Origin of the sequence: Chrysosporum bergii ANA360D (assembly GCF_029891735.1) — a bacterium.
Taxonomy (GTDB): Bacteria; Cyanobacteriota; Cyanobacteriia; order Cyanobacteriales; family Nostocaceae; genus Umezakia; species Umezakia bergii.
Window position 1 is genome coordinate 1 of sequence record NZ_JANQDH010000073.1, and the last position, 14,391, is coordinate 14,391.

The following is a 14,391-nucleotide window of genomic DNA, read 5'->3' on the forward strand; positions in this document are numbered from 1 at the left end:
CTGCTCAGAATATAAAAATGGTCGGCATGGGGCATCGGCACGACCTAAAATGGACAGGGAGTGACTGTAAGACTGTTTCGACAGCGAGTTACTGTGAACTGTCAAGAATCACCGACCTTCAAGGTCGGTGAGTATGTCAACTATCTTACCTTGTTACTCTCCAGGGCTTGACTATTTTAGCTTTAAATCAACACTCTCGATGATCATTACTATCCCCTGGAGCGATCGCCGGACTAAGGTAATGATCGCCGCGATTATTACCGTTGTAATAATTTCTGCATCACTTTTCTGCCCAATCGCCTTTAATGAGTCGTGAATGATATTCAGCATATACCCCTCCTTCATTTCTCCCCGGAGGGGATTTTATTGCTTTAAGTGCTTTTAGCGATCGCCTGTGCCAGTTGCGTAAGTCCTGCAAATGTCTATTAAGCTCGCACTTCTTCAGGCCAGAGTTCTCGCAAAGCCGGCGGCATCATATTAACAACATCTTCAATTTCTCCTCTGGTAATGCGTTCAGCTAGTAGCTGGAACACCGCACGCACTACACGTTCAGCATCAACTTCTCTGTCAGTATTATGGAAGTAATCACGGATATGTTGTAAAAACGCTTCTTGAGTACGTTCTTTGGTGGGTGTGGCTCCAGGTCGCCAATTTTCGTAGTAAAACCCCCGTAAAAGAATGGGTAACTGCGCTCCTAAATGTGCTGCTTCTGCTACTGTCAGGCGATCGCGCAGCGCGTGTAATGTAGCACGCAACGCCTGAAACACTTGGTGCCTACTTTCCCATCCTAGCTTATTACACAACTCATTTACCCAAGGAATTGTACTTTGGACTGTTGTATCGAATATATCTAATCCCGTCATACTCATAATCATAACCCCCGTCAAGTGCCTTATTTATGCCCTCAAATCCATCCTAATGATTCACAAGAGGCTTCTCCTCTCACCAACGGTGTGTGATATGTGATGTAATCCTCTATCTACAGGACTTTTGTATGTAAAACCAGGCTGTGATATCAATCACAAAACTATACCCGATAAAAAGAGTCGGGTATGTTTGACGGGTATTTTGACTCATGTTACTATCAGGCAAAAGTTAACTGACAAAGTAGGGAAGGCTTCAACTATGACCCAGGCAATCACCAAAGATACCCCATCTATAACTTCGACTTTAAAGGCTTTAAAGTGCAAGGAATGTGGCACGGAATACGAACTTAAAGCCAGTCATGTTTGCGAGTTGTGCTTTGGACCACTGGAAGTTAAATATGACTACAGTGATTTACGTCTGAGTGTGACACGGGAAAAAATTGCAGCCGGACCAAATTCAATTTGGCGCTATCGCCCCTTTTTGCCAGTAGCAACTAACAATGTGATCGATGTAGGAACAGGTATGACTCCCCTGTTACGTTCTCACCGCTTGGCTCGTCGTCTGGGTTTGAATAAGCTGTACATCAAAAATGATGCAGTGAATATGCCCACCCTCAGCTTTAAGGATCGGGTAGTGTCAGTAGCTTTGAGTCGAGCGCGGGAGTTGGGTTTTACTACTGTTTCTTGTGCTAGCACCGGTAACTTGGCAAATTCTACAGCCGCCATCGCTGCTTATGCCGGTTTAGATTGTTGTGTATTCATCCCCGCAGACCTAGAAGCAGGTAAAATCCTAGGTAGCCTAATCTACAGTCCCACTTTAATGGCAGTTAAAGGCAACTACGATCAAGTAAATCGTCTTTGTTCGGAAGTCGCCAACACCCACGGTTGGGGTTTTGTTAATATTAATTTGCGTCCTTATTATTCTGAAGGTTCCAAAACCCTGGGCTTTGAAGTAGCAGAACAACTAGGTTGGGAACTACCAGATCATGTGGTTGCTCCCCTAGCCTCCGGTTCCCTATTTACCAAAATTTATAAAGGTTTCCAAGAATTTGTAGAAGTTGGTTTAGTACCCAGTAAAGATGTCCGTTTCAGCGGCGCTCAACCAGAGGGTTGTTCACCCATCGCTCAAGCGTTTAAAGAAGGACGCGACTTTATTAAACCAGTAAAACCGAATACAATTGCTAAATCACTAGCCATTGGCAATCCTGCCGATGGTGTTTATGCTCTTGAACTAGCCCAGAAAACAGGCGGTAATATTGAATCAGTTAATGATGCCGAAATCATTGAAGGAATCAAGCTACTAGCAGAAACAGAAGGCATTTTCACAGAAACAGCGGGCGGTACAACCATTGCTGTGCTGAAAAAATTAGTAGCTGCTGGCAAAATTGACCCAGATGAAACTACCGTAGTTTACATCACTGGCAATGGTTTAAAAACTCAAGAGGCAGTACAAGGCTACATTGGCGAACCATTGACAATTGATGCTAAACTAGATAGCTTTGAACGTGCTTTAGAGCGTTCTCGTACACTTGACCGCCTGGAATGGCAACAAGTCTTGATTTAGCAATCTTTTTTCATTCGTAAATTTCTACTTTTATGGCTGTTACAGTATTAGTTCCCACTCCCCTGCAAAAACACACCAATAACCAAGCTACCCTTACTTGTGATGGTCGTACTGTTGCCGAGTTTTTTGATTCCCTGGAGGAAAAATGCCCTGGAATCAGCAGTGCCTTGCTGGACGAAAAAAGACAAGTAAGGCGATTTTTAAATATATATGTCAATGGCGAAGATATTCGCTTTTTAGATGGGATAAATACACCCCTCAAAGATGGTGATGAAGTCAGTATTGTCCCGGCTATAGCAGGTGGTTAATACAAAATACACATGGCATCTGCCAATGTATTTGGAATACATACAGCAAAAATTTATACTTTTCTTGACCATGATCGATGTCCCTCTCTCAACCAAAGAGAGGGACTAGCTCTAGCCAGGCTGTGCTGTGTCAAAATGAAGATAACTTACTACCCAAAGGAGAGCGAAAGCTCTAAAAGCTAGATAAAGGATTGACCTGAGCAATGGCAGAAGCAAAAAATCATAATCAAGCCGGGGAAGTGGCTCCCAGCACTGTTGAACAACAGGCTCCCACGGTCGCTGAAAAAAAAGCTCCCAGTACTGACGAACCAGTAGCAACAGATATCCCTACTGCCAACACGCCAGATCCCAAAACAGCGAACCCAAAAGTTAATCCCAACGCCGCCACAACAGTAACAGCACCCCCCAAGGACAAAAAACCCCCAGCTGGAAAAAAAGAGAAAGCCCCATCTGTTGAGGATAAGCCCTTTGTGGAGTTTATGGAGCAACACTACCTACCATCCTTGCAAACCGCCATGGCCGAGCAAGGTGTCCAGGATTTGCAGTTGTCTTTTGCTAAACAGAAACTTCCTATTGCGGGTTTTCAGTCAGCTGAAGAATGCTGGCAAGTAATTGGTAGTTGGCAAAATGGCCAGCGCCAGTTTAACTTGTATTTTCCCGACGAAAATATCACAGGGAGAAAGGGTTTTTCTTGTAACGAAGGTAAAAAACCTAGCACACTGGAGTCATTCTTAATTGATGAACGTAAAATTACCCTAGACCTTTTAGTATTTGGTTTAGTACAACGTTTGAACAGTCAAAAGTGGCTGGGCAGAAATTAAATCAGTTCATCAAAGTAATAGGTAACGGCTCCTGTGTTGGGGTCGTTACCTATCCTCACATAACCTGATTTCAACATTTCCATCAGTGTAGCTTCCACTTCGGCAAAGCCAGCACCTGTAGCAGTTACACCCTGAGTAACAGTTAAACGACCTCCCCTGGACTCTGCGGCTTTGAGTAGTGATACCATCAGTCGATTACCAGTTGGGGGGTAGACTTCAGCCGCGATCGCCGTTTGATTCATGGGTACACCGAAGGGAGATAAGCCAGCTTTAGCTCTCATTTTTTGTTCGTATTCATCCACCATGTTAGGGATCAGCAACAAATCCACAAATTGCCCAATCCCAAACACACCCCCAGTGAACAGCCATAACAGACCAGTGCCAATTTTGCCATTGTATAAACGGTGCAGTCCTCCTACGCCAAAAAACAAGGCTCCACTGAGGATATAAGAGACAAAAAGACGGTCTTTATGCTGATTGTTATCAGGATTCATCTTGTTTTCAACCCTTTGGATTTTCGCTTGTTGTAGTTTGAAAATGGATTGTTGATGTTGTTTTCTTGCGTGTCAGTAGGTATAATTTAATATGGGACTCTCTTCATACTTTTTATAGAGTATAGCAACAGTTATTAGTTTTTCGGTGGAGATATTGTTGCAACTCTTAACTTTTTATATACTATATTTTGGGCTGCATCTTGGTAGACTGAACTTTATACAAACAAATTATCCTCGTCTGCTGCGCCTTGTGAGAGCATGATCTGGATACCAATTTCAGTCACTCCAGACAAATTGGTGCTAACTCTCTGGTGTAATCAAGATAATAAAAGCAAAAGAGCAATTAAAACATGGTAGATTCCCTCCAAAAACCAGGCTTTGAAGAAATACGCCCTGGGGTGAAAGTCCCCGCTAAAGAAACCCTATTAACACCAAGGTTTTACACCACTGATTTTGACGAGATGTCCAAGATGGATATATCCGTCAACGAAGACGAGTTAAAAGCCATCCTCGAAGAGTTCCGTACGGACTACAACCGCCATCACTTCGTTCGGGATGCCGAGTTTGAGCAATCTTGGGAGCATATTGACGGGGAAACTCGCCGATTATTTGTAGAATTTTTGGAACGTTCCTGCACCGCAGAATTTTCCGGATTTTTGCTATACAAAGAACTGGGCCGCCGTTTGAAAGATAAAAGCCCTGTATTAGCTGAGTGCTTTAACCTCATGTCCAGAGATGAAGCGCGTCATGCAGGCTTTTTGAATAAAGCCATGTCGGATTTTAATCTGTCTCTAGATTTAGGCTTTTTAACCAAGAGTCGGTCTTATACCTTCTTTAAGCCGAAATTCATATTCTATGCCACTTATCTCTCGGAAAAAATTGGTTATTGGCGCTATATCACCATTTATCGTCATTTAGAAGCACATCCTGAAGATAGAATTTATCCAATTTTCCGGTTTTTTGAAAACTGGTGTCAGGATGAAAACCGTCATGGTGATTTCTTTGACGCTATCATGAGATCCCAGCCACAAATGTTGAATGATTGGCGAGCCAAGCTCTGGAGTCGCTTCTTCCTCTTGTCAGTGTTTGCTACTATGTATCTCAATGATATTCAGCGTAAAGACTTTTATGCTGCTATTGGACTAGATGCCCGAGAATATGACATCTATGTAATTAAAAAGACCAATGAAACAGCAGGTAGAGTTTTTCCTTTAATGTTGGATGTAGACAATCCTGAGTTTTATCAGCGATTGGATATATGTGTCAAAAATAACGAAAAACTAGCTGCGATCGCCAATTCTAAAACTCCCAAATTCTGGCAATTATTCCAAAAACTACCCATTTATCTGGCTCATGGCTGGCATTTATTACGGTTGTATTTAATGAAACCCATTGAAACTGTTTCTACTCATGGAGTAGTTCGCTAGGTTAGACAACTAATTAATTTATTGACAAACCAAGTGGTTTTGTGATATGCAAAACCACTTTTTTTTAGGACTGGCTGGATAAAGGTGAAACCCTGTTCCCTATCCTTAGCAATTTGCAGTGAACCGTCAAGAATCACCGACCTAGAAGGTCGATGAGTATGTCAAATACCATCATTTTCCTAAATTACGTTTCATTTGTTCTAACTCATCTTCAGTTTCCCAACGGCGAAACTTTTCCTCTAAATCATCCAACCCAGTTGTATAACTACTAGTTGCATTCCACCAACTATCTGTTTTTAAACGCTGCTGAGTTTGTTCTTGGGTACGGGCTGCTTGGGCTTCTCTTGCTTTGGCTTGCACTTCCTCTCGCCGGATTTGAATTTTTCGCAGTAGTTCTTGAGATTGGGCTATACGTTCTTTTAACCCTTGCATTTGTCCCCAGAGCTGGTTTCCGAATCGCAATAAGGCCGCTTCCCTGTCCTGTGCCGCTGCTGCTAAATCCTCTCTACTGGCGTTTTTAGCCTTTTGCACTCGGATATGCCAACGCTGAATTTCTTGTGCAGTAGAGAGAATTTCGTCTTGCGATCGCTTTTCCTGAACTTTTAAATCTGCAATCAATTTTAAAGTATCTTCCTCTTGCTGGCGCAGTTGTTCCAACAGCGCTTCTAATTCCAAATGTGGATTGTTGCGCAAAAACTCTTCCAAACGGTTTTCCAGAAACCGACTTAAATCATCAAATAAGCCCACGAACAGAACTCCAGATGTCAAGTGTGTAACTATTCTATTGTATTGACACTCCCCCAGGCTAAAGCAGGGGGGTTCCAGCGTCACTGACGTTTCTTGCTTTTACTAGACTTACGTCCAATAGAAGTAAAGGGAACATCTCTACATTTTCTATACATTTTCTATACATTTTCTACAGATGCTTGGCAAGCATGACTGTTTAAATCATTAACAAATTTAAATTCTGCTCGTAATTGACTGTTGTACTGGTACAATTGCTTCTTGCCAACCCCACGATTATCCATCCAATATCTAAGCACTTTGTTTCACACAAATTGAGATGTTCTGATAGCTTCATCTATGGCTTGAGCCTGTGCTTTTTTGACAATTGCTTTGTACTCCGTTACCAACACTCTTGTATCACCTCCTTATTATTGCCTATACTATATTCAGTATAGATAGTATATCTAACAATGGCAACCATGAAAAGACTAAAAAAGATTAAAAAATATACCAATACCTCATGATGAAGTGAAAACAAAAACCACCGTAGTTTTAACACCTAGGGCATGGCAGAACATTAAAGGTATTAGTGCAAGCGAATTAATTGAAGAATGGGGAAGGCGATTGAAATCGCCAACGGCTAACCCCCATGTCTGAAGCCATTAGCTCTGCTCGCCGTTGATATTTCGGTCACCACTGTAGATGAGTTAAGGTAGGAAAACAAGATGATCCCCTACCTTTACAACTTCTGCCCGGCAAAGATTGAGCGTACTTCACCGTTACGACGAATAATAGCTTCGCCGTTGGCAACATCCACCAGAATCCAACCTGTATTACCGATGCTTTCGCCCATATGTATCCGGCGAGTTACCCCTTCAAACTCAAATAAAGCAGCAGATTTTTCCCCTAACTCTAGTAATCCCTCTAAGGTGTAACTGGGAGTATTTGGAACTGGGGAAGGCAAATATGCCTGTTGTTGGGTATCTGTTGGCGGTAAGGTAGGCCGGGCTGGAGTAACTGCTACAGATGGCTGCTTTTCTTTCTTTGGTGCTGTTGGCACGGTTGCAGGTTTAGCCGGTGGTTGGACAGGTTTAGATGTTTGAGAATTACCTGCTTCCAGTGGTTTATTTGTACCACGGACGGGAACAGGTGGTGGTGCATAACGCATTGGTGATGGGGCTTGATAAACAGGAATGTAAACCCGCTCCACCACGTTTGTGGTAGTTTTATTAACGGGCGGTGTGTTGTTAGCAGCTAAGGGTGTTGGTAAACTACCAGTTGTAGCTGGTAATTGAGTAACTACCTGATTGTTAATCGCAGGAGGAGCAGATGTGGAATTAGTGCTTGCTCGTTGCTGTTCTATGATTGCCAAGGCTCCCAACATATAATCAACTAATTCTGCCTGGGGGTCTACTTGATTGGGTAACTGCGTCTGTGCTGGGGATACATATATATCTGGTTCAGTCAATTTGTCCGTGAGGACAGTCAGCAATCCAGACTGTACTATATATATGCTGCTGGCCATGGCCACGCCGATAGTTGTGCCAGTAATGAGCAGTTTTCTCAAATTGAGCTTAGTTTTTTGGCGTTTAATAATAGCCTTTGGTTTATCAACCACAACTGTTTTTTTTGTCTGGGTGAGGGAGTTTGATAAAACAACCTGGGGTACATTAATTGTTTGCACCTGCTCATATTCTGAAGCCACTGGTGTGGTAGATTGAGCGGAATTTGTCTGTAAATCTGGTGTCGAAGTTTGTTCTATAGACCGTGGTACACCATGACCAGGCCTTAAAGTCTGGTAACGGTGATTTAGCCCCACATCTAAAATTTCGTCAATATCGGCAAAGAGTTCATCCATCATGCCATCAGCATAAAATTCTATTGACCACGGGTCATTGGTGATCAAATCTTCTGATGGCTCTGGAATAATGAATTGGTTTCTGGCTGCTTGTAACATAAGGCATTTTGGGTTGTGGCTGCCTACCGCCTGGAAATCAGGATTTAGACATCAGTTGCCAAGCCCTAGTCAAAATTAGACTAGTTGATGACTTGGTAGTATTAAAATAAACTGTAATCGGAATCCTGCTGATAATGCTAGTAATTTAACTACTGTCATCTATCATACTAGTTCCTTTTTTTCTACTATACTCAAATTTGATGCAGTTTAACTTAAGCTAATGCCGGAAGCTCTGACTGGCCACTAGTTTTACGCAATTCTAAATATATTAACAAGGCGTTAATATCAGCCGGATTAACCCCCCCAGTGCGTGCTGCTTGACCGACAGTGAGTGGTTTTACCTGACTGAGTTTTTCCCGTGCTTCTTTAGAAAGAGTATTAATTATGGTGTAATCCAAGTCCGCAGGTAGTTGGCGGTGTGCTTGACGGGAAATTTGTTCTATCTGATTTTGTTGTCTAGCCAGATAACCAGAATACTTGATGTCTATTTCCGCGCCTTGTTTTTCTGCTGGCTTGAGGTTAGGGCTTCCTAATCCGTAGCTATCCAGGTCAACGTAATGAAACCCCGGACGGCGCAGTAATTCAGCTAGGGTAATTGAACCTTTAATAGTTTGTTGGGAAGCAGAAGCAATAGCTTGGCCTATGGGATCATGTTCTTTGATTCTGGTGGCATATAGCCTTTGTTTTTCTTCATTAATATGTGTTTGTTTTTCAATAAACAAATTCCATCTGCGATGATCAATTAAGCCTATTTCTCGTCCTAAAGGTGTTAGTCGTTGGTCAGCATTATCAGAACGCAACACCAAGCGATACTCAGATCTGCTGGTGAGCATTCGGTAAGGTTCCCGCAAATCCTTTGTACACAAGTCATCAATCAGCGTACCAATATAACTGTGTTCGCGCGGGAAAATGATCATTTCTTCACCGCCAACTAAGCGTGCAGCATTAATTCCCGCCACAATTCCTTGGGCTGCTGCTTCCTCATAGCCAGTGGTTCCGTTAATTTGTCCCGCACAAAATAAACCAGAAATTTTCTTAGTCATTAGTGTGGGATAACACTGTGTTGCTGGTAAATAGTCATATTCCACCGCATAGGCTGGCCGCAGCATGATACATTTTTCTAAACCGGGTAGACTGCGTAACATTTGCAATTGCAAATTTTCTGGCAACCCTGTAGAAAAGCCTTGGATATACAATTCTGGTATATCTCTTCCTTCTGGTTCTATAAATATTTGGTGGCTTTCCTTGTCAGCAAAGCGGACTATCTTATCTTCTATGCTAGGACAATAGCGCGGACCTTTAGCTTCTACCCAACCGCCATAAACTGGTGATAAATGTAAATTTTCCCGAATCAGGCGATGAGTTTCCGCCGTGGTGCGGGTGATGTGGCAAGGAATTTGTTCTCGTTCTACCCACACATCGGGGTCAAAGCTAAACCAGCGTATTTCTTCATCCCCCGGTTGGATAATCATTTTGCTATAGTCAACCGATCGCTTATCTACCCGGGCCGGTGTACCTGTTTTTAGTCTTCCAGTTTCAAATCCCAGGCGATTTAAAGTTTGTGTTAAACCTTCCGCCGCAAATTCCCCCGCTCGTCCTGCTGGCATTGATTTGTCACCCACCCAAATCTTACCACCCAAAAACGTACCAGTGGTCAAAATTACTGCCCGGCATCCAAAAGCCACCCCAAAGTAAGTCTTAACACCAATCACTTCATCGTTAGCTCCCAGCACCAAGTCCGTAACCATTGCTTCCCGAATGGACAAGTTTTCTTGGTTCTCCACAATATTTTTCATCACTGCGGCATATTCGCGCTTATCACTTTGGGCGCGTAATGCCCACACCGCAGGACCGCGTGACGAATTAAGGATGCGCTTTTGAAGATAAGTCCGGTCTGCAACTTTGCCTATTTCCCCCCCCAAGGCATCTACTTCATGGGTTAACTGAGATTTAGCCGGGCCGCCTACTGCTGGATTACAAGGTTGCCAGGCGATTTTATCTAGGTTGAGTGTCAGTAGCAGAGTGCGACAGCCGAGGCGGGCTGCAGCCAGGGCAGCTTCGCAACCGGAGTGACCTGCACCGACGACAATCACATCAAAAGCGTCTTGGAATTCAACGGAATTGTGCATGGTCATTTTTACAGGACAAGCTAGTTTATAGTTATATACTATTTTAACCGATTCAGTGAGCAAGCTTGGTTATTGTGTTCTGTCTGTTCTGTGGGTTGGTTACGTAATTACGGCGCACTTCACATAATTGAGATCATGACGATATATTAAAGATTTCTATTTACCTGGTCTAAGATTTACCCATCAGTATTGACAATAAAACAATAATGGAATAACAAGGTGGCAGCACATAAAAAATTTATTTGCTCACCCCTGGCACAAAACTCTGTAGATCTGTTAACAAAAATCACGCAATTCAGATAAATCATGCCACAACATACTGACTACAAAGGTGCCAATTTAGAAACTCCAGCACTCGCCTACAAAACACGTCTCAACTCTTGGGCGATCGCTCGTTTGCTTCCTAATACACAACGGGAAATTGTGGCTCGCTTCCGCAGTCGTTCTGATGCTGAGGGTTATGTAGATCACTTAAATAAGATAACACCTGATGCTTCGTTCGCTGTAGTTTTTGATTGCCAAAGAGAAGCATCTACTATTTAAAATCATCTCCTTGGCTATTGGCTGAGAAATTAAAAACACGATTCAGTTGCTGATTCTCTTGAGGATTTCACCTCAGTTTGAGCAGCCCCGCTTAGGAATAACTGCCTCAACTGAGGTTTAATAGCTAATAGTTGCTTGAGTTTTGCTCAACTTTGATTTTCCATGGCAAACCATGGCAAACAAGACGAAGTGATTCCCATTGCGACCAGTCGGGAGTTTGGGCGATCGCGTCCTTGGGTATAATTAATAGAACTTGATAGCGATCATGCCCTAGGGGATGTCATGGCAGTAATTTGGTCAGCAATTCAGCGATTCTGTCAATTCCCTCAAAGCTCTACAATATAAAATCAATTTCTCCATTACAAATTAAAAATTACCAACTAAATCATATGCTTTCCTTTATCCGTTCTGATTTAGCGCAATTCACAGCTTATAAACCCCACCCCAGCAGTAACACAGACGCAGCAGTTCCCCTGGATTTAGATCGGCTGGATACCAATGAAAGCCCCTATGATTTGCCAACACAGTTAAAAGAAAAGCTCGCTTCGACTTATCAGCGGGTAATTCAAACAAATCGTTATCCTGACGGTGGACATGAAACTTTGAAAGATGCCATTGCTGAATACGTAAATGAGTCAGCATCTCTCTCACCTGGGGTGTTTACTCGTGCCCATATTTCTCTAGGCAATGGTTCAGACGAACTAATACGCTCTTTATTAATCGCCACTTGCTTGGGAGGGGAAGGTTCAATTTTAGTCGCCAACCCTACTTTTTCAATGTATGGAATTTTAGCGCAAACTTTGGGTATTCCAGTGGTGACAGTGGGCAGAAATCAAGATAATTTTGCAATTGACTTGACATCTGCCCAAGCGGCCTTAGAAAAAACTGACAGTCCCCCCATTCGGGTAATTTTTGCAGTCCATCCCAATTCCCCAACTGGTAACTGTTTAACTCCTGCCGAATTGTCATGGTTAAGAACTTTGAGTGAAGAGATTTTAGTGGTAATTGATGAAGCTTATTTTGAATTTAGCCAAACTAGCTTAGTTAGTGAATTAGTACAGCGTCCTAACTGGGTGATTCTACGCACTTTTTCCAAAGCTTTTCGGTTAGCCGCCCTGCGGGTGGGATATTGTGTGGCCGATCCACAGGCGATCGCCATTTTAGAAAAAGTCCGCTTACCTTACAATCTCCCTAGCTTTTCTATTGCTGGGGGATTAGTCGCCATGCAGCATAGGCAACTTTTGCTGGAATCAATTTCTCCAACCTTGGATGAACGAAACAAACTGATCCAGGTCCTATCCCAACATCCAGGATTACGAGTCAGCCAAAGTACTGCTAATTTTATTTTCCTGCGTCTTTTAGGAAATAACTCTGACACCCAAAACCAGACTTTAACAACTCTTCACCAAAAACTGAAAAATTCTGGTACCCTTGTCCGGGAAATTAGCGGGGGATTGCGAATTACTGTCGGTACATCAGAGGAAAATACTCGCACCTTAAATAGAATACAAGTTGCTTTATCAAATCTGGGATCTTGACATCCTCCCCAGAGAATGGATTAGTTAAATTTGCCATTCCACTCATTACCCAAACGGCGCACTATTCCTACCGTTTGTGGTAATACCCCGACTAAAAGGGCAAAAACAATATCAGGTATTTGCTCCACCGTTTCTAACGGAAAGTACTGTTCAAATTGATCTAATATTTTTTGGATACGCTGCTGAGGAGAGTGGGTTTCTGTAATTTGCTTGATCAACCTAATCCACTGTCGCCTAATTAAGTAAGCCTTCTGACGAGCCTCATGATTTTCGGCTGTTAATAAAGACAAGTTACCTATAGGTAATACTCTTTCGCAATCCATATCGTAGTTCCCACCAATAGCAGCACCAGGCCCGGCAAATTCGGCATGATAGGGTTTAAAGAGTATTAAACCGTTGCGCTTACGACTATTAACAACGAAAATTTTACCACTGTGTAGAAGTGTGAGGACATCCGATCCGCATGACTGCTCAGTTCCATCTGTCATGATGAGATGGTCTAGGATAACAGTGTCAGAGTAGTAATTTGATACCATAGCAGCTTGATAGCGTTGGCAGCTTTCGCTATCCATATTTTCTTTAAGTTGCAGATAATGTGCTGGTGTTATGTAGCAAGAGCAATTTACTAAATATGATACTAAAGGACTAAATTAGATTAGTAATTAATAATTGATTATATTCTATGGGATTTAGCTCAATTTGTCGTCACAATTCAGCTATTTTTTCTTAAAGTTTTCATAAAGCTGAATGAATCAGTACAAACCTAGGATCATGTCTGGAAAGCTTATTAAGCGTAATTTCACGGTGGTTTAATTTTGTTTATCCTTTATATCCTGAAGTATTTACTGTTGAATAATTCCATCGAATTAGCCTAGAGTATTATGCCCAAGTAAAATACATATATTTAGTCCATATATTTATATAATATCAAGTTACTAGAGTGAAGGTTTTCCTCAGTAATAACTCTCAACTTTTCTTCTGACTATATTGTTGAGCAAACAAGAATTGTTTTGTTGGATTTATCCCCTCTTTTTAGTTACGTATAAACACTAATTTATCTTAAGGTTATTGAGGTAAATGCCATAGGTTTACTTAAGTATAAGTCTAGGTAATCAGTATTATTACATTTTCAATATCAAATAACCTCCAGTCACCCCGAACAATAACAAGAGGATATCTTCAGTATTAATCAAAAAGAGTTATATTATATACTTTTAATAAAAAATTTTACTGACGTGTTTATGCAGCAAGATTTGCCGAGAACCTCCGAACAAAAATGTATTCCAACTAGATTCTAATTTATGCACCTTGTATCCCAATTTAAAATACAGTTGCTGTGCCTGATGGTTATCTTCCAATACGTGGAGATATAAGTCATGAAATCCCCACTCATGGGAAAATTTTTCACAGGTGCTTAGTAGGTGTGAAGCGACACCATGCCGACGGTATTGGGGATGAACGGCTAAATTAGAAAGATAGGGAAAACTCTTACCAGTGTGTCCCCAGGAATCATTGAAACGCACATTCAACTCTACTGTTCCCACTAAACGAGGATTGGAAGCAGTACTAATATCAACAGCAACCAAACAAATATGATGGGGTGCTGGTGATGACAAGCGATGTTTGAGGTCTTCGTAAATACTAAAACGTATAAGCGGAAAAGCCCATCCCCAAAAACCATCATGTCCGTGAAAGCTTTCGGCAATAATATGGGCAACACCAATCAAATCATCGGTTGTAGCCGCGAGAATTTGGAATTCCCCACGTGCTTGTTTGGCGGTAGATATGACTGGCTTGTGGTGGTCAGGATGAAAAAACCAAGATGTCAAGGCTATTCTAGTATTGATTGATTTAACTTCAGGGAAATTTCTCAAATAATTGAGTCAGAATTGAGTCAGCATTGAAATTTTAACTTAATACGGCTTGTTTAATCCAAAATATAGGGAAAAGATTTATATGTAGTTATCTGTAGTGCTGTTTGGTTATCAAACTCAAAAATAAAAAGCCATACAACTTCA

General features: G+C 42.0%; 16 protein-coding genes and 1 pseudogene. 8 read left to right on the forward strand and 9 right to left on the reverse strand.

Features of this window, described 5'->3' with window-relative positions; genetic code table 11:
* Positions 1-171: 171 nt before the first annotated feature.
* Together NWP17_RS10755 and NWP17_RS10760 are read right to left on the reverse strand one after the other, a co-directional pair.
* Positions 172-330, reverse strand: a complete 159-nt coding sequence (locus tag NWP17_RS10755; protein WP_280654908.1) for a hypothetical protein — start codon at positions 328-330, stop codon at positions 172-174.
* Positions 331-425: 95 nt separating this feature from the next.
* Positions 426-869 carry a DUF2267 domain-containing protein gene (locus tag NWP17_RS10760; protein WP_280654909.1) on the reverse strand — a complete coding sequence of 148 codons (444 nt, stop codon included), beginning with the start codon at positions 867-869 and terminating at the stop codon, positions 426-428.
* Positions 870-1,125: 256 nt separating this feature from the next.
* Between NWP17_RS10760 and thrC the strand changes: the two genes are divergently transcribed.
* The 3 genes from thrC to NWP17_RS10775 all read left to right on the forward strand — a co-directional run bounded on the left by thrC (position 1,126) and on the right by NWP17_RS10775 (position 3,559).
* Positions 1,126-2,430 (forward strand): threonine synthase, encoded by a 1,305-nt coding sequence (gene thrC, locus NWP17_RS10765; protein ID WP_280654910.1) that lies wholly within the window; start codon positions 1,126-1,128, stop codon positions 2,428-2,430.
* Positions 2,431-2,462: 32 nt separating this feature from the next.
* Positions 2,463-2,738, forward strand: a complete 276-nt coding sequence (locus tag NWP17_RS10770; RefSeq protein WP_280654911.1) for a MoaD/ThiS family protein — start codon at positions 2,463-2,465, stop codon at positions 2,736-2,738.
* Positions 2,739-2,941: 203 nt separating this feature from the next.
* On the forward strand, positions 2,942-3,559 hold the full coding sequence (locus NWP17_RS10775) for a DUF2996 domain-containing protein (RefSeq protein WP_280654912.1): 618 nt from the start codon (positions 2,942-2,944) through the stop codon (positions 3,557-3,559).
* Here the strand turns inward: NWP17_RS10775 and NWP17_RS10780 are convergent.
* On the reverse strand, positions 3,556-4,053 hold the full coding sequence (locus tag NWP17_RS10780) for a TM2 domain-containing protein (protein WP_280654913.1): 498 nt from the start codon (positions 4,051-4,053) through the stop codon (positions 3,556-3,558). The genes NWP17_RS10775 and NWP17_RS10780 overlap by 4 nt on opposite strands.
* A 350-nt stretch (positions 4,054-4,403) precedes the next feature.
* On the opposite strand from NWP17_RS10780, the gene acsF reads away from it, so the two are divergent.
* The gene (gene acsF, locus NWP17_RS10785) at positions 4,404-5,480 is read left to right on the forward strand and encodes a magnesium-protoporphyrin IX monomethyl ester (oxidative) cyclase (protein WP_280654914.1); all 1,077 of its coding nucleotides are present in this window, start codon (positions 4,404-4,406) and stop codon (positions 5,478-5,480) included.
* 171 nt (positions 5,481-5,651) lie between these two features.
* On the opposite strand, the gene NWP17_RS10790 is transcribed toward acsF, so the two are convergent.
* Positions 5,652-6,227: a TIGR04376 family protein gene (locus NWP17_RS10790; RefSeq protein WP_280654951.1), complete on the reverse strand. Its 576-nt coding sequence runs from the start codon at positions 6,225-6,227 to the stop codon at positions 5,652-5,654.
* A 158-nt stretch (positions 6,228-6,385) separates the two neighbouring features.
* Complete coding sequence (locus NWP17_RS10795) at positions 6,386-6,508, reverse strand: hypothetical protein (RefSeq protein WP_280654915.1); 123 nt, start codon at positions 6,506-6,508, stop codon at positions 6,386-6,388.
* Positions 6,509-6,734: 226 nt separating this feature from the next.
* Between NWP17_RS10795 and NWP17_RS10800 the strand changes: the two genes are divergently transcribed.
* On the forward strand, positions 6,735-6,863 hold the full coding sequence (locus NWP17_RS10800; protein ID WP_280654916.1) for a hypothetical protein: 129 nt from the start codon (positions 6,735-6,737) through the stop codon (positions 6,861-6,863).
* Positions 6,864-6,945: 82 nt separating this feature from the next.
* On the opposite strand, the gene NWP17_RS10805 is transcribed toward NWP17_RS10800, so the two are convergent.
* Together NWP17_RS10805 and mnmG are read right to left on the reverse strand one after the other, a co-directional pair.
* Complete coding sequence (locus tag NWP17_RS10805; protein ID WP_280654917.1) at positions 6,946-8,163, reverse strand: hypothetical protein; 1,218 nt, start codon at positions 8,161-8,163, stop codon at positions 6,946-6,948.
* A 212-nt stretch (positions 8,164-8,375) separates the two neighbouring features.
* A complete protein-coding gene (gene mnmG, locus NWP17_RS10810) occupies positions 8,376-10,298 on the reverse strand; it encodes a tRNA uridine-5-carboxymethylaminomethyl(34) synthesis enzyme MnmG (RefSeq protein ID WP_280654918.1) in 1,923 nt (640 codons plus the stop codon).
* 300 nt (positions 10,299-10,598) lie between these two features.
* On the opposite strand from mnmG, the gene NWP17_RS10815 reads away from it, so the two are divergent.
* From NWP17_RS10815 to NWP17_RS10825, 3 genes and pseudogenes are all read left to right on the forward strand, one after another.
* Positions 10,599-10,835, forward strand: coding sequence for a hypothetical protein (locus NWP17_RS10815; protein WP_280654919.1), 237 nt, complete (start codon positions 10,599-10,601; stop codon positions 10,833-10,835).
* A gap of 171 nt (positions 10,836-11,006) precedes the next feature.
* Positions 11,007-11,180, forward strand: a pseudogene (locus NWP17_RS10820) (YqiA/YcfP family alpha/beta fold hydrolase); the annotation flags it as partial.
* 44 nt (positions 11,181-11,224) lie between these two features.
* A complete protein-coding gene (locus tag NWP17_RS10825) occupies positions 11,225-12,373 on the forward strand; it encodes a histidinol-phosphate transaminase (RefSeq protein ID WP_280654920.1) in 1,149 nt (382 codons plus the stop codon).
* A 20-nt stretch (positions 12,374-12,393) separates the two neighbouring features.
* Here the strand turns inward: NWP17_RS10825 and NWP17_RS10830 are convergent, their stop codons facing one another.
* Together NWP17_RS10830 and NWP17_RS10835 are read right to left on the reverse strand one after the other, a co-directional pair.
* Positions 12,394-12,945 (reverse strand): hypothetical protein, encoded by a 552-nt coding sequence (locus NWP17_RS10830; protein ID WP_280654921.1) that lies wholly within the window; start codon positions 12,943-12,945, stop codon positions 12,394-12,396.
* Positions 12,946-13,587: 642 nt separating this feature from the next.
* Positions 13,588-14,202, reverse strand: a complete 615-nt coding sequence (locus NWP17_RS10835; RefSeq protein ID WP_280654922.1) for a GNAT family N-acetyltransferase — start codon at positions 14,200-14,202, stop codon at positions 13,588-13,590.
* Positions 14,203-14,391: the final 189 nt, after the last annotated feature.

Coding starts and splice junctions, on each gene's coding strand:
- acsF (WP_280654914.1), top strand. CDS start 4,404: ATGGTAGATTCCCTCCAAAAACCAGGCTTTGAAGAAATACGCCCTGGG.
- NWP17_RS10795 (WP_280654915.1), bottom strand. CDS start 6,508: ATGGATAATCGTGGGGTTGGCAAGAAGCAATTGTACCAGTACAACAGT.
- NWP17_RS10775 (WP_280654912.1), top strand. CDS start 2,942: ATGGCAGAAGCAAAAAATCATAATCAAGCCGGGGAAGTGGCTCCCAGC.
- NWP17_RS10770 (WP_280654911.1), top strand. CDS start 2,463: ATGGCTGTTACAGTATTAGTTCCCACTCCCCTGCAAAAACACACCAAT.
- mnmG (WP_280654918.1), bottom strand. CDS start 10,298: ATGACCATGCACAATTCCGTTGAATTCCAAGACGCTTTTGATGTGATT.
- NWP17_RS10825 (WP_280654920.1), top strand. CDS start 11,225: ATGCTTTCCTTTATCCGTTCTGATTTAGCGCAATTCACAGCTTATAAA.
- thrC (WP_280654910.1), top strand. CDS start 1,126: ATGACCCAGGCAATCACCAAAGATACCCCATCTATAACTTCGACTTTA.
- NWP17_RS10760 (WP_280654909.1), bottom strand. CDS start 869: ATGAGTATGACGGGATTAGATATATTCGATACAACAGTCCAAAGTACA.
- NWP17_RS10805 (WP_280654917.1), bottom strand. CDS start 8,163: ATGTTACAAGCAGCCAGAAACCAATTCATTATTCCAGAGCCATCAGAA.
- NWP17_RS10755 (WP_280654908.1), bottom strand. CDS start 330: ATGCTGAATATCATTCACGACTCATTAAAGGCGATTGGGCAGAAAAGT.
- NWP17_RS10830 (WP_280654921.1), bottom strand. CDS start 12,945: ATGGATAGCGAAAGCTGCCAACGCTATCAAGCTGCTATGGTATCAAAT.
- NWP17_RS10780 (WP_280654913.1), bottom strand. CDS start 4,053: ATGAATCCTGATAACAATCAGCATAAAGACCGTCTTTTTGTCTCTTAT.
- NWP17_RS10815 (WP_280654919.1), top strand. CDS start 10,599: ATGCCACAACATACTGACTACAAAGGTGCCAATTTAGAAACTCCAGCA.